This window comes from Sandarakinorhabdus sp., from assembly GCF_040398665.1.
In the GTDB taxonomy this organism is placed as follows: domain Bacteria; phylum Pseudomonadota; class Alphaproteobacteria; order Sphingomonadales; family Sphingomonadaceae; genus Sandarakinorhabdus.
Window position 1 is genome coordinate 66,104 of record NZ_JBBATQ010000006.1, and the last position, 19,867, is coordinate 85,970.

At 64.7% G+C, this 19,867-nt stretch carries 18 protein-coding genes and 1 tRNA gene; 14 read left to right on the forward strand and 5 right to left on the reverse strand.

Translation table 11 applies throughout. The features are described from left to right. Nucleotides 1-11 precede the first annotated feature (11 nt). The 8 genes from ABWP22_RS09570 to ftsZ all read left to right on the forward strand — a co-directional run bounded on the left by ABWP22_RS09570 (nt 12) and on the right by ftsZ (nt 9,628). Nucleotides 12-1,232: an FtsW/RodA/SpoVE family cell cycle protein gene (locus ABWP22_RS09570; protein ID WP_353199746.1), complete on the forward strand. Its 1,221-nt coding sequence runs from the start codon at nt 12-14 to the stop codon at nt 1,230-1,232. After that, nucleotides 1,229-2,380 (forward strand): undecaprenyldiphospho-muramoylpentapeptide beta-N-acetylglucosaminyltransferase, encoded by a 1,152-nt coding sequence (gene murG, locus ABWP22_RS09575; RefSeq protein ID WP_353199747.1) that lies wholly within the window; start codon nt 1,229-1,231, stop codon nt 2,378-2,380. The genes ABWP22_RS09570 and murG overlap by 4 nt, the downstream gene beginning before the upstream one ends. Continuing rightward, on the forward strand, nt 2,377-3,837 hold the full coding sequence (murC, locus tag ABWP22_RS09580; protein ID WP_353199748.1) for a UDP-N-acetylmuramate--L-alanine ligase: 1,461 nt from the start codon (nt 2,377-2,379) through the stop codon (nt 3,835-3,837). The genes murG and murC overlap by 4 nt, the downstream gene beginning before the upstream one ends. Nucleotides 3,838-3,997: 160 nt before the next feature. Further along, nucleotides 3,998-4,954, forward strand: coding sequence for a UDP-N-acetylmuramate dehydrogenase (gene murB / locus ABWP22_RS09585; RefSeq protein WP_353199749.1), 957 nt, complete (start codon nt 3,998-4,000; stop codon nt 4,952-4,954). After that, nucleotides 4,951-5,880: a D-alanine--D-alanine ligase gene (locus ABWP22_RS09590; protein WP_353199750.1), complete on the forward strand. Its 930-nt coding sequence runs from the start codon at nt 4,951-4,953 to the stop codon at nt 5,878-5,880. The genes murB and ABWP22_RS09590 overlap by 4 nt, the downstream gene beginning before the upstream one ends. Next, nucleotides 5,877-6,755: a cell division protein FtsQ/DivIB gene (locus tag ABWP22_RS09595; protein WP_353199751.1), complete on the forward strand. Its 879-nt coding sequence runs from the start codon at nt 5,877-5,879 to the stop codon at nt 6,753-6,755. The genes ABWP22_RS09590 and ABWP22_RS09595 overlap by 4 nt, the downstream gene beginning before the upstream one ends. 12 nt (nt 6,756-6,767) lie before the next feature. Continuing rightward, entirely contained in the window at nt 6,768-8,069 is a 1,302-nt protein-coding gene (ftsA, locus tag ABWP22_RS09600; RefSeq protein WP_353199752.1) for a cell division protein FtsA, read from the forward strand. Between the two features lie 59 nt (nt 8,070-8,128). Further along, the gene (ftsZ, locus tag ABWP22_RS09605; protein WP_353199753.1) at nt 8,129-9,628 is read left to right on the forward strand and encodes a cell division protein FtsZ; all 1,500 of its coding nucleotides are present in this window, start codon (nt 8,129-8,131) and stop codon (nt 9,626-9,628) included. 56 nt (nt 9,629-9,684) lie between these two features. Here the strand turns inward: ftsZ and ABWP22_RS09610 are convergent, their stop codons facing one another. Further along, nucleotides 9,685-10,287 carry a TIGR02466 family protein gene (locus ABWP22_RS09610; RefSeq protein ID WP_353199754.1) on the reverse strand — a complete coding sequence of 201 codons (603 nt, stop codon included), beginning with the start codon at nt 10,285-10,287 and terminating at the stop codon, nt 9,685-9,687. Between the two features lie 150 nt (nt 10,288-10,437). Between ABWP22_RS09610 and ABWP22_RS09615 the strand changes: the two genes are divergently transcribed. Further along, nucleotides 10,438-11,769 (forward strand): right-handed parallel beta-helix repeat-containing protein, encoded by a 1,332-nt coding sequence (locus ABWP22_RS09615; RefSeq protein WP_353199755.1) that lies wholly within the window; start codon nt 10,438-10,440, stop codon nt 11,767-11,769. Here the strand turns inward: ABWP22_RS09615 and ABWP22_RS09620 are convergent, their stop codons facing one another. From ABWP22_RS09620 to ABWP22_RS09635, 4 genes are all read right to left on the reverse strand, one after another. Continuing rightward, nucleotides 11,770-12,264 carry a GNAT family N-acetyltransferase gene (locus tag ABWP22_RS09620; protein ID WP_353199756.1) on the reverse strand — a complete coding sequence of 165 codons (495 nt, stop codon included), beginning with the start codon at nt 12,262-12,264 and terminating at the stop codon, nt 11,770-11,772. A 146-nt stretch (nt 12,265-12,410) separates the two neighbouring features. Further along, nucleotides 12,411-12,659, reverse strand: a complete 249-nt coding sequence (locus ABWP22_RS09625) for a DUF3291 domain-containing protein (protein WP_353199757.1) — start codon at nt 12,657-12,659, stop codon at nt 12,411-12,413. A gap of 67 nt (nt 12,660-12,726) precedes the next feature. Further along, the gene (gene cobS, locus ABWP22_RS09630; protein WP_353199845.1) at nt 12,727-13,689 is read right to left on the reverse strand and encodes a cobaltochelatase subunit CobS; all 963 of its coding nucleotides are present in this window, start codon (nt 13,687-13,689) and stop codon (nt 12,727-12,729) included. A gap of 29 nt (nt 13,690-13,718) precedes the next feature. Beyond that, on the reverse strand, nt 13,719-14,231 hold the full coding sequence (locus ABWP22_RS09635) for a J domain-containing protein (protein WP_353199758.1): 513 nt from the start codon (nt 14,229-14,231) through the stop codon (nt 13,719-13,721). A 148-nt stretch (nt 14,232-14,379) separates the two neighbouring features. Between ABWP22_RS09635 and ABWP22_RS09640 the strand changes: the two genes are divergently transcribed. The 5 genes from ABWP22_RS09640 (at nt 14,380) to ABWP22_RS09660 (ending at nt 19,457) form a co-directional block, all read left to right on the forward strand. Then, nucleotides 14,380-14,658: a BolA family protein gene (locus tag ABWP22_RS09640; RefSeq protein ID WP_353199759.1), complete on the forward strand. Its 279-nt coding sequence runs from the start codon at nt 14,380-14,382 to the stop codon at nt 14,656-14,658. Beyond that, the gene (locus ABWP22_RS09645; protein ID WP_353199760.1) at nt 14,658-15,728 is read left to right on the forward strand and encodes a succinylglutamate desuccinylase/aspartoacylase family protein; all 1,071 of its coding nucleotides are present in this window, start codon (nt 14,658-14,660) and stop codon (nt 15,726-15,728) included. Before ABWP22_RS09640 ends, ABWP22_RS09645 begins: the two co-directional genes overlap by 1 nt. A 43-nt stretch (nt 15,729-15,771) precedes the next feature. Beyond that, nucleotides 15,772-15,846, forward strand: a tRNA-Thr gene (locus ABWP22_RS09650). A 614-nt stretch (nt 15,847-16,460) separates the two neighbouring features. Next, the gene (locus tag ABWP22_RS09655; protein WP_353199761.1) at nt 16,461-17,729 is read left to right on the forward strand and encodes a hypothetical protein; all 1,269 of its coding nucleotides are present in this window, start codon (nt 16,461-16,463) and stop codon (nt 17,727-17,729) included. A gap of 468 nt (nt 17,730-18,197) precedes the next feature. Next, complete coding sequence (locus ABWP22_RS09660; RefSeq protein ID WP_353199762.1) at nt 18,198-19,457, forward strand: hypothetical protein; 1,260 nt, start codon at nt 18,198-18,200, stop codon at nt 19,455-19,457. Nucleotides 19,458-19,867: the final 410 nt, after the last annotated feature.

Sequence of the window (19,867 nt, forward strand, 5' to 3'; positions counted from 1 at the left end):
GGCGCCCCGCCATGGCCAGCCGCCCCCAGAACCGGCCAATGTCCGCAACGGCCCGCCCGCGCACCGCCTCTGCGCTCTCGCGCGGCGACCGGTCCAGCTTTGGCCGCTGGTTCTGGACGATCGACAAGACGCTGCTGATCCTGATCTTCGCGCTGATGGCCATCGGCATCGTCGCGGTGGCGGCGGCCTCCCCGGCGGCGGCGCGCAAATTGTCGGGCAAGAATTATCGCCTCGATGATCTGTATTTCCTGTATCGGCAATTGGGCTGGGTGGCGCTTGGCCTGCCGGTGATGGTGGCGACATCGATGCTGGATATGCGGCTGCTCAAACGCATCGCGGTGTTCGGCACGGGCGCGATGCTGCTGGGCCTGCTGCTGTTGCCGTTCATCGGCAGCGGCACCAATGGCGCGGCGCGCTGGATCCAGTTGCCGTTCTTCCAGTTCCAGCCATCGGAATTCTTCAAGCCCTGCTTCGTGGTCGCCACCGCCTGGCTGCTCAGTCTGCGGGTCGCCGATCGCAGCCTGCCCACCTTGCAGATCAGCGCCGGCATATTGGGCGTGGCGCTGGTGTGCCTGATCGCGCAGCCGGACGTTGGCCAATCGGCGCTGATTTGCGCGGTATGGCTGGTGCAGGCGATGCTCGCCGGGCTGTCGCTGCAACTGGTCGGCATGGGCATCGGGTTGGGCGCGGCCGGGTTGGTCAGCGCCTATTTCACCCTCGATCACTTTGCCGCGCGCATCGACAAATGGATTTTCGGCGTGGGTGATACGTTCCAGATCGACAAGGCGCTGGATTGTTTCCGCGCCGGTGGCTGGCTGGGCACCGGGCCGGGCGAAGGCCGCATGAAATTCCGCCTGCCCGAAGCGCAGACCGATTATATCTTCAGCGTCATCGGCGAGGAATTCGGCCTGATCGCCTGTTTCATGCTGGCCGGGCTGTTCATGGGGCTGGTGGTGCGCGCGCTGCTGGTGGCGATGGACGAGGATGATCCGTTCGTCTTCCTGGCCACAGCCGGTCTCGCCACCCAGTTCGGTTTCCAGGCGGCGATCAACATGATGGTCAATCTGGCGCTGCTGCCATCCAAGGGCATGACGCTGCCGTTCATCAGCCATGGCGGATCATCCTATCTGGCGACGTGTGTCGGCGCCGGGCTGCTGCTGGCGCTCACCCGCAACAATCCCTTCCTGAAAGGCCGGCCGTGGGCGCAAGCCGGCGGCATGCGGATGGCATGACCCCGGAAACTCCCCTTGATCGCTATGACAGCCGGCCGCGTCAGCAGGCGCCGGGGCCCGGCGGCACCTATGTGCTGTGCGCTGGCGGCACCGGCGGCCATATGGTGCCGGCGCATTGCCTGGCGCTGGAATTGATGGCGCGCGGCCATCATGTGCATCTGGTGACCGACGAACGCGGCCTGCGCTTTCCCGGCCTGTTTCCGGGCGTCGAGATCACCAGGGTGGATGCCGCATCGACGGGCCGCAGCGGCTGGAAATCGCTGCCGTCCGTGGCGCTGAGCATCTGGAAGGGTCGCAGCACCGCCCGCGCGCTGTTCAAGCAGCTGCGCCCGCGCGCTGTGGTGGGTTTCGGCGGCTATCCCGCCCTGCCCGGCTTGCTGGCCGGCTTGTCCCTCTATCTGCCCTGCCTGATCCACGAACAAAATGCCGTGCTGGGCCGCACCAACCGCTATCTGGCGCCGCGGGTGCGGGCCATCGCCACCAGTTTCCCGCGCATCCGTCGCATGGAAGGCGCCTGGGCCAGGCGCGCGCATTTCACCGGCAATCCGGTGCGCCCCGAAGTGTTGGCCGCCCGCGAAATGCCGTTCGACGCCCATGCCCCCCGGCTGAAATTGCTGGTGACCGGCGGCAGCCAGGGCGCGGCGATTTTGAACCGCATCGTGCCCGCCGCACTGGCGCTGCTCCCCGAACCACTGCGCCTACATCTGGACGTCACCCATCAGGGCCGCGATGAAGACCGCGACGCGATGCTCGCCGCCTATGCCGCCGCCGGCATCGCCCCGCGCATCGCGGCCTATTTCCCTGATCTGCCCACCGAAATGGCTGCCAGCCATATCGTCATCGCGCGCAGCGGTGCCTCCACCGTGGCGGAGCTCGCGGTGATGGGCCGGCCGTCGATCCTGGTGCCGTTGCCCATCGCCACCGACGATCACCAGGCCGACAATGCCGCCGCGCTGGTCGCGGCCGGCGCGGCGCAGATGATCCGGCAAAGCGAGTTCACCGCAGAACGCCTGGGCGAGGCCTTGACGCTGTGGCTTGCGGACCGGCAGGGGCTGGAAACCGCCGCCGCCGCCGCGCGCGCCGCCGGGCATCCGGAGGCCGCGAAACGGCTGGCCAACCTTGTCATTGCCACCGGATTGATCGCATGAGCCCAATTGTTTCCCCTGATACCGGCGCGCTGCGCCTGCGCCCTGGTTTCCGCACCGATATCGGTGTCATCCACTTTGTCGGCATCGGCGGTATCGGCATGTCGGGCATTGCCGAAGTCATGGCGAACCTGGGCTTTGCCGTGCAGGGCTCGGACTCGGCGGAATCCTATGTCGTCGATGGCCTGCGCAAGAAGGGCATCACCGTGTTCATCGGCCAATCGGCGGAAAATGTGGCGAACGCGGCCGTGCTGGTGATTTCCACGGCCATCAAGCCCGACAATGTCGAAGTGGTGGCCGCGCGCAGCCGGCGGATTCCGGTGGTGCGCCGCGCCGAAATGCTCGCCGAACTGATGCGCCTGAAAAGCTGCGTCGCGGTGGCCGGCACCCACGGCAAGACCACCACCACCTCGATGGTCGCCACCCTGCTTGATGCCGGTGGGCTTGACCCCACGGTGATCAACGGCGGCATCATCAACACCATCGGATCCAACGCCCGCCTGGGCACATCAGACTGGATGGTGGTGGAAGCCGACGAGAGCGACGGCAGCTTCCTGCGGCTGACCGGCACGTTCGGCATCGTCACCAACATCGATCCGGAACATCTCGACCATTGGGGCGATTTCGAAAAGGTGCGCGAAGGCTTCCGCCAGTTCGTCAACGCCGTGCCCTTCTATGGCGCCGGCATCTTGTGCATCGATCACCCGGAGGTGCAGGCGCTGATCCCGCGCGTGTCGGATCGGCGCATCATCACCTATGGTTTCGCCGCCACCGCCGATGTGCGCGGGCTGGATGTGACGCCGGTGCCGGGCGGCAACCGCTTTGCCGTGCTGGTGCGCACCCGCGCTGGCGCTGCCGACAGCCAGCGCCGGATCGATGATCTGCTGCTGCCGATGCCGGGCCGCCACAATGTGCAGAATGCGCTGGCGGCGATTGCCGTGGCGCTGGAACTGGGCGTGGATGATGATGGCCTGCGCGCCGGCCTGGCGCGCTTTGGCGGCGTCAAGCGGCGCTTCACCAAGGTGGGTGAAGTGAACGGCGCGGCGATCATCGATGATTATGGCCACCACCCGGTGGAGATCCGCGCCGTGCTGGCCGCGGCGCGCGAAAGCGCCGGCAGCCGGGTGATCGCGGTGGTGCAGCCGCACCGCTTCACGCGCCTGCGCGATCTGATGGCGGATTTCTGCGCCGCGTTCAACGATGCCGACATGGTGTTGGTGGCGCCGGTCTATGCCGCCGGCGAAGCGCCGATTCCGGGCGTGGATGCGGCGGCGCTGGCGGCCGGGCTGGTGGCGGCGGGGCACCCATCGGCGGCAACGGTGTCGGGCGCGGCGGAACTGGCGACGGTGTTGGCAGGCGTGGTTCAGGCCGGCGATCAGGTGATCTGCCTGGGCGCTGGCGATATCACCAAATGGGCGGCCGGGTTGGCGGATGCGGTGGCGAAGGTGCGGGGCGGGTGAAGGGCGCAGTGCCTTTGTGGCGGAGGGTGTCGCCCCTCTCCCGGGCCAGCGCTGCGCGCTGTCTCTCGACCTCTCCCCAGGGGGGAGAGGTGAGCAAATCACCTCTCCCCCCTGGGGAGAGGTCGACTCGCGCGAAGCGCGGCGGGAGAGGGGTCGCGCCATGAACGCTCCCCGCGGCAAACTCACGACCAACGCCCCCCTCGCCCCGCTGCTTTGGTTCAAGGCCGGCGGGCCGGCGGACTGGCTGTTCGAGCCGGCCGACGCCGACGATTTGAGCGAATTCCTGAAGCACCTGCCCGCCGAAACGCCCGTCCTCGCGCTCGGGCTGGGCAGCAATCTGATCGTGCGCGATGGCGGCGTGGCGGGCGTCGTCGTGCGGCTGGGCAAGACATTCGGCAAGGTGAGCGCAGATGGCGAGACGCTGATGTGCGGCGGCGGCGCCAGCGGCATCGCGGTGAGCAGCGCGGCGCGCGATGCCGGGCTGGCCGGCCTGGAGTTTCTGCGCGGCATTCCCGGCACGGTGGGCGGCTTCGTGCGGATGAACGGCGGGGCTTATGGGCGCGAGGTCGCCGATGTGCTGGTGGAGGCGACGGTGGTGACGCGGGCTGGCAGCGTGGAAACGCGGTCAGTCAGCGATCTGGCCTACAGCTATCGCCATTCCAATCTGGCCGATGGCGAGATCGTGATTTCGGCGCGGCTGCGCGGGGCGCCGGGCGAGCGCACCGCCATCCAGGCCGAAATGGACCGCATCGCCGCCGCCCGTGAAGCCAGCCAGCCGCTGCGCACCCGCACCGGCGGATCGACCTTCAAGAATCCGCCCGGCCACAAGGCCTGGGAACTGGTGCACAACGCGGGTTGCCGTGGCCTGCGCGTCGGCGGGGCGGAGGTCAGCGAGAAGCACAACAATTTCCTGATCAACAGCCACCGCGCCACCGCCGCCGATATCGAGGCACTGGGCGAACTGGTCCGCGCGCATGTGTTGCGGGAGAGCGGCGTGGCGCTTGAGTGGGAAATTCAACGGGTGGGGCGGGTTGCGGAGGTTTCGTCATTTCCCACCCCCAACCCCTCCCCTTCAGGGGTGGGGCTGGGAAACGTCCCGCAAGGAGCCACGCCATGAAAGTCGCCGTGCTCATGGGCGGCTGGTCCGCCGAGCGCGAGGTGTCGCTCACCTCTGGGCGGGGAATCGCGCAAGCCTGTCGCAATCTGGGCCATGATGTGGTCGAGATCGACATGGGCCGCGATGTCGCCCAGCGCCTGACCGAGGCCGCCCCCGATGTCGTGTTCAACGCGCTGCACGGCACGCCGGGTGAAGACGGCACGGTGCAGGGCCTGCTCGATCTGCTCGGCCTGCCCTACACACATTCGGGCGTCACCACCTCGGCCATCGCGATCGACAAGGAATTGACCAAGCTGGTGCTGGTGCCGGCCGGCATCCCGATGCCGAAGGGCGTGATTGTCAGCAGCGAAGGCCTGTTCGACGCCGATCCGCTGCCGCGCCCCTATGTGCTGAAACCGGTGAACGAGGGATCGTCGGTCGGCGTCGCCATCGTCACCGACAGCAGCAACCACGGCAACCCCATCCGCCGCGATGTGCCGGGGCCGTGGGCGGAGTTCCCCACGCTGCTTGCCGAGCCGTTCATTGCCGGCAAGGAATTGACCGTGGCGGTGATCGGGGACCGCGCCCTGGCGGTGACGGAACTGAAGCCGGTTTCCGGATTCTATGATTATGATGCCAAATATACCGACGGCCTGACCGTGCATGAGTGCCCCGCCAACTTGCCGGCGGGCATTACCGAAGCCTGCCTGGCGCATGCGTTGGCCGCGCACAGGATACTGGGCTGCAAGGGCACCAGTCGCAGCGATTTCCGTTGGGACCCCGATCAGGGCCTCGCCGGCCTCTATCTGTTGGAGGTCAACACCCAGCCGGGCATGACGCCGCTCAGCCTGGTGCCGGAACAGGCGCGGTTCATCGGCATGTCTTACGAACAACTGGTGGAGACGCTGATCGATCTGGCACTTGCTGAGACGGGAGACCGGCCATGACGGCGGCCACCCTGAAGCGCGGCGCGCGCGTGCCCAAATCCGCGCAGGCACGGCCCACCCGCGCCGTCACCGCAGCGCCGGCCTTCGGCAAGCGCCAGGCCGGCATCGCGCTGGGCGTGGTGCTGGCGGTTGCGCTCGCCACCATGATCGCGGTCGGCGTGCCACAGCGTCTGTGGGCCGGCTTTGTGCAATGGACCGCCGCACGCGGCTGGGAAGTGCGGCATGTCGAATTGACCGGCGCGCGCGAGCAGGATCGGCTGGCCATCTATGCCGCCGTGCTGAACGGCCCGACCAACGCCATGCTGGCCACCGATCTGGATGCGGTGCGCACAAGGCTGAAGAAACTGCCGTGGGTGGCCGATGCCAGCGTGCAGCGCCGCCTGCCCGACACGCTGGTGATCGAAGTGACGGAGCGCAAGCCGGTGGCGCTGTGGCAGTTCAACCGGAAACTGGCTGCCATCGATCTTGCAGGCCATGTGCTGACCCGGCAGCGGCTGGAACGCTGGAACGATCTGCCGATCCTGATCGGGCCGAACGCCAATGGCCGGGTGCGCGAGGCGCTGGAACTGCTGGCAGCCACGCCGCTGGGCCGCGATGTGACGGCCGTCACGCTGGTCGGCGGCCGGCGCTGGGATTTGCACTTCAAGAGCGGCGAGGTGATGGCGCTGCCGGATCGGCCGGCGCTGGCCAAGGGGGCGCTCACCGCCTTTGCCCGGCTGGACGGCAAGGGCCCGGTACGGCTGATCGGCGGCGGCTTCACCCGGTTCGATCTGCGGCTGCCGGGCCGCATGATCGTGGCTGGCCCGGCGGTGGCGCAGACGCTGGCCGATGCGGAAAAGGCGCGCCGCGCCGCCGCGCAAGCCCGCGAAATCTGACGAAGGACGATCATGGCTCCCAAAACCCCTTCGCGCATCCCGCCCCGCCTGCCCTTGGCCCCGCTGAGCCGCAGCCAGCCTGAACGGCCGGTGGCGGTGCTCGATGTCGGCACGTCGAAGGTTTCGGCGCTGATCGCGCTGATCGGCGGTGACAGCGAACCCCGGGTCATCGGCAGCGGCCAGAAGCCGTGCAGCGGGCTGAAACGCGGCGCAGTAACCGATTATGAAAAGGCGGAAATGGCAATCCGCGGCGCCATGGACCAGGCGGAACGCGCCGCCGGCATCCAGATGAACAGCGTGGTCGGCGGCTTTGCGGCCGGCAGCATGGCCAGCATGATGGCCAGCGCCGAAATCGACATTGCCGGCGCCAACATCACGCCGACCGACATGGTGACATTGCGTCAGGCCGGACGGGCCGCCATCGATCCGCGCGGCCGCACCGTGGTGCATGCGCTGCCAGCGCTCTACACGATGGATGGGCTGGTCGGGGTGGAAAGCCCGCTCGGCCTGCACGCCGATCGGCTGGGCATGGATATCCATGTGGTGACCGCCGAGACCCCGGCGATCCTGAACTATGGCCGCGCCGTCGGCCAGGCGCATCTTGGGGTCTCGGCACTGGTCGCCAGCCCGCTGGCCGCCAGCCTGGCCGTGCTCGATGCCGAGGAACGTGACATCGGTGTGGCGCTGATCGAGATCGGCGCCGGCATCACCAGCATCGCCGTGCACAAGTTCGGCATCGCCGTGGGCGTGGCGACGATCCCGATGGGCAGCGTGGACATCACCGAGGATATCGCCGCAGCCTTCGCCACCCGCCGCAGCGGCGCCGAGCGCCTGAAGACCTTCGACGGTGCCGCCGTCGCCACCACCCGCGATCAGATCGAACCGGTGATCATCCCGCCGGCACTGGAAGATGGTCTCAGCGAACCGGTGAAGGTGCCGCGGGCTGCCCTGGTCGCAGTGATCCGCACCCGGCTCGGCATGCTGTTCGGCGAGATTGCCCGGGCGCTGGCGACCCTGGGCTTTGTCGGCCCGCAGGCGCGGCGCATCGTGCTGACCGGCGGCGGCGCCGATCTGCGGTCGATCGCCGATTATGCCGGCACCTATCTGGGCTGCAATGTCCGCATCGGCCGGCCGCGTGGGCTGATCGGCCTGCCGCAAGCGCAGGAAGGCCCGGCGTTCGCGACCCTTGCCGGCCTGGTCCTGTTTGCAGCCAGCGACAGCGGCGACATCTGGCATCAGCAGCTTGCCGGCCAGTCGAACGAGCCACGCCGGGGGTTGTCAGGGGTTATTGAAAAACTGTGGGGAAGTCTTTGAAGCGGCTTCCCCCCGATTCGTACATCATCTAGTATGTAAAAGCGTATGGGAGACACGAGATGCTGGAATTTGCACGAGTGGAACTGACAGAACTCAAACCGCGCATCGCCGTTGTCGGTGTGGGCGGGGCTGGCTGCAATGCCGTGGCCAACATGATCGCAGCCGATCTGACTGGCGTTGAGTTCATCGTTGCCAACACCGATGCCCAGCAACTGGCGCTGAGCCCGGCCGCGACCCGAATCCAGCTTGGCATGAAGATCACGCAGGGCCTGGGCGCCGGTGCGCGGCCCGAAATCGGCCGGGCCTCCGCCGAGGAAACACTCGATCAACTGGAAAGCGCGCTGGACGGCGCGCATATGTGCTTCATCGCCGCCGGCATGGGCGGCGGCACCGGCACCGGGGCAGCGCCGGTGGTGGCGCGCGCCGCACGCGAAAAGGGGATCCTCACCGTCGGCGTCGTCACCAAGCCGTTCAGCTTCGAAGGCAGCCGCCGCATGCGCGCCGCCGAAGAAGGCATCATCGAGCTGCAGAAGCATGTCGACACGCTGATCATCATTCCCAATCAGAATCTGTTCCTGATCGCCAATGCCAATACCGGGTTCAAGGAAGCCTTTGTGATGGCCGATCAGGTGCTGCACCAGGGCGTGCGCGGCATCACCGATCTGATGATGATGCCCGGCCTGATCAACCTGGATTTCGCCGACATCCGCACCGTCATGTCCGAAATGGGCAAGGCAATGATGGGAACTGGCGAAGCCAGCGGCGAAGGCCGCGCCATCGAGGCGGCGCAAAAGGCCATCGCCAACCCGCTTCTCGATGAAGTCTCCATGCGCGGCGCCAAGGGCGTGATCATCAACATCACCGGCGGCGACGATCTGAAGCTGATGGAGGTGGACGAAGCCGCCAGCTATATCCGCGACATGGTCGACGGCGATGCCAACATCATGGTGGGCAGCGCCTTCAATCCCGATCTGGAAGGCATGATGCGCGTTTCGGTGGTTGCCACCGGCATCGATGCCGCTGCCAAGCCGATGCCGATGACTGTGCCGGCCAAGAAGGCCGCCGCCAGCGCCTTCCTGTCGCAGCCAAGCATCTTCTCCACGCCGGCCCCGATCACGGAGCCGGCGCCGGTTGCCGAACCGGTGCCTGGACCGGCGATGGACCTGACGCCGCAGAGCGCGGTGGGCGCAGACGAGACGGTGGAAGCTCAGCCGGCGCTGGACCTTGCCGAACATGCCGAAGCCATCGACGAGGCGGATGATGCCATTGACCTGGCCGATGCCGAGCGCGCCGAGGCCGCGGCTCCGGCCAGCTTCCGCTTCACCCCGCAGGTGCCGATGGCTGGCCCCGGCGGCCCGGCGGCAGCGCCGGCGCCAACGCCCGAGCCGGCACCGGAGCCGATCGCCGAAGAACGTCCGCTCACCCTGTTCGAACGCATGATGGGCGTGTCGCGCCGCCGTGCCCCGGAAACGCCCGCCACACTGGCGCCGGCGCCCGAACCGGCGGCTGGCACCGACGATGACGTGCCGGGCTTTCTGAAGCGGCAGGGCAACCGATAAGGGCACAAAGGCCCGGCCTCCCCACGGAGGCCGGGCCCTTTGCGGCTGCGACACTTTCAGGAAAAGTTGAAGCTCACCGACAAGCGGTCGGCCTTGGCGGCGCTGGGCAGCACTTCGTGGCGCAGCCAGCTTTCCCACAACAGCAACATGCCCGGCACAGGGGCAACCGCCACGAACGTCGTCGCTTCGCGCGGCGCGTCGCTGCGGCGCGGCGGCGCGTGCATCAGCATCGGCAGCCGCGGATCTTCGAAGCGGATGGCGCCCGCGCCGTCGGGCACCTCCAGATAAAGCGTCCCGGAAATGATGCTGTGCGGATGGATATGGCCGCTGTGGCCGCCGCCGGGTTTCAGGACATTGACCCACAGACTGTCCAGCCGCGGGCGTTTGCCGGCCAGATCGAGATGCGCCGCCGCGGCAAAGTCCGTCGCCTGGCGCACCAGCAGCCGCGCCAACGCCCCGAAGGCCGGATCGCGCACCGGCAGATCATTCAACGAGGCATAGCTGGTATAGCCGCGATAGCGGTGATCCCGGCACCAGCGCCGTCCGGCCGCATCGTCTTGCGCCAGCACGCGCACACTGTTGGCCAGATCGGCGAGCAGCGCCGCATCATCAAGCAGGCCCTGCCACAAGGGCGTCGCGAACAGATGCTGAATGGTCATGCCACCGCCTGTTGCGCGGCGGCGCGCTTTAGGCAAGCCGCGCGTCGGCGCGCTTTAGAAAAGCCGCGCGTCGGCGCGCTTTAGACAAGCCGCGCGTCGGCGCGCTTTAGAAAAGCCGCGCGTCGGCGCGCGAGATACACAAGCCATGCCATGGCGGGACATGCGAAAGCCCGGCGATTGCCTCCATTATGGAGAGAGTCCTGTCCATGGCTGCGCAGGCCCATTTCGGACCTGTCGTTACCCACCCTGGATGCGTCGGCGACTCCGCCGGCCCGCCAGGGAGAAATCGCCATGTCCTTTTCCGGCCACCTTTGCGGGCGTCTTGCCGTGCGTTTGCTGGCCATCTGCGCACTGTGGGCCGCCGTCCCGGCCATGGCCGGCAAGATCGTGGTGATGACCCCGACCACGATCAACAGCGCGCTGGCTGCGCTGGCACCCGGCGACACGCTGCAGATGGAAGGCCATTTTCCCAATCGCGTATCCTTCACCAATCGCGATTTTGCCGGTGTGCGTGTCGATGCCAGCCGGGCGACCCTGCCGGAAGGCATGCGGCTCCAGAACGTTCAGAATATCGCCTTTCATGGCGGCACCTGGGGCCGGACCGACGCTGAAACCATCGACTGGCTTGCCGTCAGGGTCACAAACAGCAGCCATGTCAGCTTTGAGCAGGTGACTGTCGTGGGAACACCGAACAATCGTGGTGGTGGTATCCTGACGACGCAATCGCAATTTGTCACGATCCGTGACAGTCTCTTCATGGGTCATACCACCGGCGTGGCCATGCACGGTAGCAGCGACATACTGATTACTGGCAACGATTTTCGCGGAAATTCATCTGACGGCATCCAGATGGTAAACAGTCGCCGTGCAATCCTGTCAGAAAATCACTGCACCGATGTGATCATGTTTCCTGGTGCCCATGCTGATTGTATCCAGTTGTGGTCAACAGCTGGCAATCCACTTCAGTCGGATATCTACTTGCTGAACAACAGCGCCATCGGCGACATGCAAGGCTTTGCATCCTTTGATCCAAAGAATGGCAGCGGCACGCGCATCACCTTTGCCGGCAATCTGGCGGCCGTCACGCATGTGCATGCCCTCGCGTGCTATGGCTGCAGCGACAGCCTGTTTGTCGACAACGTGCTGTCCAGCCTGCCTTCGTCCACATGGGGTGTCGCCCTGAGCACACCTGACGGCATCAACAATGTGTTTTCGAACAACCAGCTCTTTGATTTGCGTGGGCGGCCCGAAGCGCCGCTGCCCAATCAGATCTGGTCGTTCCTGGAGCCCAGCATCGCTGGTCTGGTCGGCAGCATCCACAGCAGCCGATCGTACAACAGCCGGTTGGTCGCTGCCAATTTCAGCATGTCTGGCGATGAACCGGTGCCGGAACCGGCAACCTGGCTGTTGCTGATGCTTGGCTTTGCGCTGGTCGGCCGGCAGTTGCGCCAGCAGGGCCGCCCGACGCATGTGCTGGCCTGATCAGACCAGGCTGCGCTGCATCATCACGATATCGAGCGGCCGGCCGAACTTCTCGCCGACGTCTTTCAACAAGCCCACGCGTTCAAAACCGCAGGCAGTGTGCAGGCCGATGGAGTTGCCGTTGCCGGAATCGCCGATCACCGCCACCAACTGCCGGAAACCGGCAGTGCGCGCCACCGACACCACCGCCATCAGCAGCGCCTGGCCGATGCCGGTGCGCTGCGCTTCGGGCGCAACATAGACGCTGCATTCGCCGCAATGGCGATAGGCGGCGCGGTCGCGGAACTGGCTGGCATAGGCATAGCCATCGACCTGCCCCATGGTGACATGCACCAGCCACGGCCAGCCGTGCGATTTCACCTGCATCAGCCGCGTCGCCATGTCGGCGGCAGACGGCGCTTCGACCTCGAAGCTGGCGGTGCCATGCAGCACCGCCGGGGCATAGATGGCGGCCAGCGCCGCGGCATCTTCCATGCGAGCGGGGCGAATGCTCATGGGCGAGCATCCGTGGCGCTGAATTTGGTTGCCATGGTATCGAAGCTGTTCATTCCAAATGCCATTTTTCCAGGACGCAGGCGCCAGTAGCGAATGTAAAGTTGTTGCATGGCTGTGGCCATCAAGTCCAGCCGATATGCAGGCGTTCAGCCGTGCGGCGGAAATTGCGCCCTGAAACCCAAGGCTGATGCGCTGGGGCCATGATGATCGAGCAGCCACAACCGGCCCAAGCCGTCGGCCACCGCGGGGCGCTGCCCGGCCGGCGCCCACCAGAGCGCCTGGAAGGCACCATCGAAACGATTGAACCCGTCGCGGCGCTGGCCGATCAGCCCGGCATGCGCGCGGTCGATCAATCGCGAGAAATGCGTCTTGGCGTCGGGGACGTTGATGGACAAGGCGAAGGCCTTCGCGGACCCCTGCTGAGTCCATTCAATCCATCAGCAGCGATTTCGCAATCGGCCCTTACCGCCGCGATTTCACTGCCACGCTCTCGGGGAGATCCTCACCGAACACCCGCTGATAATATTCCGCCACGATGCTGCGTTCGGCTTCGTCGCATTTGTTGAGGAACGACAGGCGGAACGCAAAGCCCACCGCGCCGAAGATCTGGGCGTTCTGCGCCCAGGTGATCACCGTGCGCGGGCTCATCACCGTGGAGATGTCGCCCGCCATGAAGCCGGCGCGCGTCATGTCTGCAACGCGCACCATGTTGGCCACCGTCTTGCGGCCGGCATCATTGTCGAAGGTTGGCACCTTGGCGACGACGATGGCGCTTTCGGTGTGGTGCGGCAGGTAGTTCAGCGTGGTGACGATGCTCCAGCGGTCCATCTGGCCCTGGTTGATCTGTTGCGTGCCATGATACAGGCCGGTGGTGTCGCCCAGGCCCACGGTGTTGGCGGTGGCGAACAGCCGGAACCATGGGGACGGGCGGATCACCCGGTTCTGATCGAGCAAGGTCAGCTTGCCTTCCACTTCCAGCACGCGCTGGATGACGAACATCACATCCGGGCGGCCGGCATCATATTCGTCGAACACCAGTGCGGTGGGCGTCTGCAGTGCCCAGGGCAGCAGGCCTTCACGGAATTCCGTCACCTGGGCACCGTTGCGCAGGACGATGGCATCCTTGCCGATCAGATCGATGCGGCTGATGTGGCTATCGAGGTTGATGCGGATGCACGGCCAGTTCAACCGCGCCGCCACCTGTTCGATGTGGCTGGATTTGCCGGTGCCGTGAAAGCCCTGGATCATCACGCGCCGATTGAAGGCAAAGCCCGCCAGGATCGCCAGCGTGGTATCTGGATCGAACACATAGGCCGGATCGAGATCGGGCACGCGTTCATCGGCGATGCTGAACGCCGGCACCTTCATGTCGACATCGACACCGAAGATTTCACGCGCATCCACCGTGATGTCGGGGGCGTCCATCGCCACCGGGGGCGTTTCGCTATGTTCGCTCACGTCTTGTTCGACTCCATCTGGTAATCACGCGCTGCCTTCAGGTGCGTAAAGGCGCCCACCACTGCTTGCAACTTCCCTTCGTGGCTGCGATCCCCCCCATTGCTGTCAGGGTGATAGCGCCGCACCAGGGCACGATAGGCCCGCCGGATGTCCACTGCTGTGGCGGTGCGGTCAAGCCCCAGCAGCCCAAGCGCCTGCGCATCGCCCCTTGCTGCCCAGCGTTGCGGCGCTTGTGACGCAGGGCCCCCGCCTCCCATGCCGCCTCCCATGCCGCCGGTTTTGAACAATTCATGCGGATCGCCGAAGGTGAACGCCATGCGGCCGCCGCGCACCATTTCCTGTTCCCACCCGGCCAGCGGCGATTGCGCGGCGTGGATTTCATCCGGCGAAAGCCCATCGAAATAATTATAGCCGGCATTGAAGGCACGGACATGATCGAGGCACAGAAATTGCCAGCCGCCGACATCACCGGGCACACGATTGGATCGTGGCGCACGAAATTCGCCCACGGCGCTGCAGCCCGGCCAGGCGCATGTCTCCGGCTCGGCGCGATCGACACGGCCGTGCCAACGGCTGGGTCGGGGATTGTTCGGGCTGGAAATTGCAACTCGTCCTATCTGCCTTGCCGTGTCTATAACGGCTTGGACAGGAGGGCATATGGGAAGACTTGCCGCAGAAATCGAATCCCGGTTGATGGCCGCGCTGACCCCCGCCGCGCTGGAGGTGATCGACGACAGCCACGAACATCGCGGCCATGCCGGGCACCGCGGTGACGATGCCGAATCGCACTTCACCGTGAAGATCCGCGCATCGGCCTTTGCCGGGCTGAACCGCGTCGCCCGCCAGCGCGCCGTCTATGCCGCACTGGGCGAGCTGGTGGCGCCCGATCGCATCCATGCGCTGCGCATCATCGCCGATGTGCCAGAGGCCCTGTGATGCGCACGCTGCTGATGGGGATTGCATTGCTGCTGGCCGCCCCGGCAGGCGCCGCCACGCAGGGTGTCGGTAGCCTCGACGGCGTGCCGATCATCGATGCGCTGGATGTGGGCGATGTGGCCACCGGCGTGCAACGCTTCTGGTTTCGCGCCGGCCCGACGCCGATCGGGCAGCCGTGGCTGGTGCCGGTGGTGGTGATCCGCGGCGCGCAGCCCGGCCCGCGCCTGATGCTGACGGCCGGCATCCACGGTGATGAGCTGAACGGCATAGCCGTGCTGCACCGGCTGGCCACCACCATCGATCCGGCCACGCTGGCCGGCACGGTCACGCTGGTGCCGGGGCTGAACCCGCCCGGCCTGCTGCAATCGACGCGGCAATGGGCAGTGGATTGGTCGCGCAGCGCACCCAACCTCAACCGCGAGATGCCGGGCAAGATCGGCGGCAGCGCCATCGCCGATTTCGCCGGGCGCCTGTGGAACCGGCTGATCCGCCCCAATGCCGACACGGCAGTTGATCTGCACACCCAGTCGCGCGGCACGGCCTATATGATGTACGCCTTTGCCTCCACGCCGCGCACCCGCCGCATGGCCGAACTGGTGGCACCCGACATCATCAAGATGGACAAGGGCGACAAGGGCACGGTGGAAAACACCGCCACCGACGATGGCGTGCCGGCGATCACCCTGGAACTTGGCCGGCCGGAGCAGTTCGATGATGTGATGATCGCCCGCGCCGAATCCGGCTTGCGCAATCTGATGCGCGATCTGAAGATGCTGCCCGGCGCCGTCACGCCGCCGCCGGCCAGCCTGTTCGTCGCCAACGACATCATCGCCGCGCGCGCCAGCAGAGCCGGCTGGGCGCGGCTGCTGCTGCCGTTGGGTGCGCTGGTGAAAAAGGGCCAGCCGATCGCCGAGGTGCGCGATGCGTTCGGCACGCTGCTGGAAACGGTGGCAGCGCCCGTCGACGGCCGCATCAACATGATCACCACCGATCCGCGCGCCGATCAGGGTGGCACCATCGCGCGCATCCTATGGTGGTCGGCCGATCCGGCCTGCGCCAACGGCTGTTGAGTATGTCGCGCGAGCCGGCTATGCGCAGCATCGCAATGTTTGGGCCGGATTAGCTCAGCGGTAGAGCAGCGGTTTTGTAAACCGAAGGTCGGGGGTTCAATCCCCTCATCCGGCACCATTATTTTCTTTCAAACATCTGAAATTGCAGGTGATCATTATCCCTTGCACGCCTATATCCCCAAATATCCACCTGTGGCCGCGCGATGGTGGTCGGTCATTCGCTATATATTGGCACCGGGGGGCTGGGTGATTGTTCACAGCGCCAGGCACGGGAAACCGTCCGGTTCCCGCTGCGCGCCCGTCCACAGTTGAGGCTTTACGGCTTGCGCGCCTGGCGTCCGAATGGCTGGCGTGTCGCGTTCCGATGACCGTCGCGGCAATGCGGGCGAAATTTGGCTGGACCGTCGGTGCCGCCCTTGGCCGGCGACACGTCGTGATCAACTTCCAACGCCACGGCCACGCTGGCGGGCTTCACGCAAGATCAGCAGGGCGAAGGCGGCTCTCGCCGGGATGTGCAAGTCCGCACGGCAACCCGTTCGGCCGCGCCATAGTGGGAGGCGCTTCGCCCGCTCGCCAATTCTCTGTCATGGGCCTTCGTGGAAAGCAGGCTTCCGCGCGCATAGCCGAAACGACTATAGACAGGAAATTTCCAACATGAGACCGTCAACAGACGACATCACTCTGTTTAAACAAGTTTACTTATTCTTTCTATAAGTAAACGCAAGGCGGGGATTGAACAAGATGACATATAATTTGAAATTCGGTTTGCTTTTTGCGTCCGCCATCGCAGTGGCCCTCACGGCTGCCCCGGCTTCGGCAGGTGTTGGCAAGCATTTGAACAAGGGCGTAAAAACTGCAACTAATACTGTTAAAGATGTTGCAAACGATGTGTCCAACTCCCAGACTGATAAGGTCGCCAAGGCCGTTGGTTATGCGAACTTCGCGGCGGCGAAGGCCAAGGGCTATGCCGATACTGAAATTCTGGAATTGTCCTATGCCGAGGCCTTGGCCAATGACTGGTCGAGCCTCGTTGCCGCCGATACGGCTTCGGTTGCCATGGGATTCAAAAACTACGCTGATCGCATGGAAGAAGATAGTGAGAATATCGGTTTCAGTATGAAGGGGTCTGAATATGGACAGCTTCGAAGCCAAGTTGTAAAAAATTACGGCCCCGAATTACAAACAGCGGCGAATAAATACGAGGTGGCTCGGAAGAATTTGGTTCCCGTGATCTCGAAGGCAAACAGCTTGGCGAATTACGTTGCGAACACATGCAAGACCAGCGCAACCGGCAACTGGAGCAAAATCACGCCGTTCGTCAACAAAGCCACGAAGTTCGATGCCGAAACGAAGGAAGCCGTTTTCCGCGTGTTGCGCACGCTTGCGCGCGGCAGCAACCCGGACCAGCAGACCGCGACGGATATGTTGGCGTTGGGCAAAGCGCTCGGTATGGTTTCCGCCAATGGCCTTGCGCTGGTTGGCAATGAGACAAAGTCGAACTTCAGCCTTTCTCTCGGAAGTTCCGCCGGCTGGATTGGCGGCGTCAATGCTTCGGTGAGCTTCGCAATGGACACGTTCCCCACCAACGGAAAATACGGCATGGCCGTCACCGTCAGCACTGGGATTCAGGTCGCTGCTGGCACCGCTGATCTACAGCCCGGTGCCACGTTCGGCTTTGGCCTTGGTTGGGGCCCCGGCAGCGCCGCTGGTGCAGAAGGCCAAACCTTGACCGCTGGCGGTCAAGCTGGCGGGGTTGAGGTGGCCGCACAATGGGCCTTGCCGCCCTCACTGGTGCAATTGCTGGCGACCGATGCCGCCAGGAACGACTTGAGCGCGGACAGTTTGAAGGAAGCGCTGACCACGACGGTCACCGACAGCATCAAGACGGTGTGCCAGGTGCCAGGTATTTCCGCAGGCGTCGGCATCGCGTCTGCGGCGAACATGGGCAATGTCACATTCAGCCCAGGTTACACCACCGTGGTCTGGAAGGGCGCGTTCTGATTTGACCGCTGGGTGTGACCTGGTCTGTGTGACCTTGCTGGCAGCGTTCATTGCTGCGGCGGGTCGCATGGATGCAGACCCGGCACCCACTTTTGGTTGATCATTCCCCGGGATTTTGAACACGTCCGGGAAACAGATGCACCGCGGGGCCGATGGCCTCGCGGTGTTTCTCGTTTCGTGGCGGTCTGTTCTGCTTTGCGCCTGCGCACACGCACCGCCTTGTTCAACCGACAATCGCGAAGCGTGGTGTGCGCTGCGGCCCGTTCGGCCGCGCTACACTGGGGGGCGCTTCGCCCGCTCGCCAATTCTCTATCATGAGCCTTCGTGGAAAGAAGGCTTCCGCGTGCATAGCCGAAACGGCTATAGACAGGAAATTTATAACATGAGACTTCCAGCCACGGTAAGAGTGCTATTTAAACAAGTTTACTTATAATTTAATATAAGTAAACCCATAAGGAGTTGGACAAGATGAAGAATAATTTTAAATCCGGCTTGCTTTTTGTGTCCGCGATCGCGGTGGCCCTCACGGCTTCCTCTGCTGCAGTCGCAGCGCCGCGTTGGGCGAAAAAGGCCGTGAAGACTGTAAGCAAGACTGCAACCAGCACGACCAATACTGTTGCAAACAATGTGTCCAACGCCACGACTGATGCGGCCTCCAAGGGCGCTGGGTACGCGAACTTCGCGGCGGCACAGGCCAAGGGCTATGCGGATACGGAAATTCTGGAGGCGGCAAATCTGGAGGCCAAGGCCAACAAATGGTCGAGCCTGGTTGCCGCCGATACGGCTTCGGCGGCCATGGGCTTCAAAAACTACGCTGAGCGTATGGCTGCCGACAGCATGCCTGTCGGTCGTGCCGAATATGCGCAGATCCGGACGAGCGCGCTCAAGAATTACAGCACCGCATTTTCCGAGGCCTCGGCCAAATACGAGGTGGCTCGGAAGAATTTGGTTCCCGTGATGATGCAGGGCTACAGCATAGCAAATCACATTGCGAACACGTGCAATAACAGCGCAACGGGCAACTGGGGCAAGATCACGCCGTTCGTCAACAAAGTAACGAAGTTCAATCCCGAAACGCAGGATGCCGTTTACCGCCTGTTGCGCACGCTTGCGCGCGGCAGCAGGCCGGACCAGCAGACTGCGACGGATATGCTGGAGGTGGGCCAAGCGCTCGGTATGGTCACCGCCAATGGCTTTGCGCTGGTCGGCAATGCGTATCAGTCGAACTTCAGCCTTTCTGTCGGAGGTTCCGGCGGCTGGATTGCCGGCGTCAATTCGTCGGTCAGCTTCGCAATGGACACGTTCCCCACCAACGGAAAATACGGCATGGCCGTCACCGTGAATGCTGGGGTTCAGGTTGCTGCAGGGACGGCCGATCTCGCACCCGGTGCCACGATTGGCTTTGGCCTTGGATGGGGCCCCGGCGGCGCTGCTGAAGGAGAGGGCCAAACATTGACCGCTGGCGGTGAAGCTGGCGGGATTGATGTGGCCGCAGAGTGGACCCTGCCGGCCTCGCTGGTGCAGATACTCGCGACCGATGTCGCCAAGAACGAGTTCAGCGTGAACAGCTTGAAGAATGCGCTGACCACGACGGTCACCGACAGCATCACGACGATGTGCCAGGCGCCCGCCATTTCCGCAGGCGTCAGCATCCCGACGACGGCGAACCTGGGCAACGTCACATTCAGCCCTGGCTACACCCGCGTGGTCTGGAAGGGCTCGTTCTGATTTGACCACTGGGTGTGACCTGGTCTGTGTGACCTTGCTGGCGGCGTTCGTTGCTGCGGCGGGTCACATGGACACGGGCCGACCAGCCACTTTCGGTTGATCATTCCCCGGAGGTTATGAATCCGGCCGGGAAACGGTTGCACCGCGGGGTCGATGGCCCCGCGGTGTTTCTCGTTTCTTGGCGGTCCGTTTCGGCTTGTGCAGGCGCGCACGCATTGCATCATTCCGCTGACAATCGTGACCTGTTTGTGCACCAACAGGCAACTCGCGGGCGCAGGCGGCTGTCGCCGGGATCTGCAACCCCGCACAGTGGCCAGTTCGACCGCGCCATCCCTGGTGGCCGTCGCCGTCATGCCAATTCTCTGTCATGGGCGTCCATGGAAAGAGGGTCATCTCCCGCATAGCCGAAA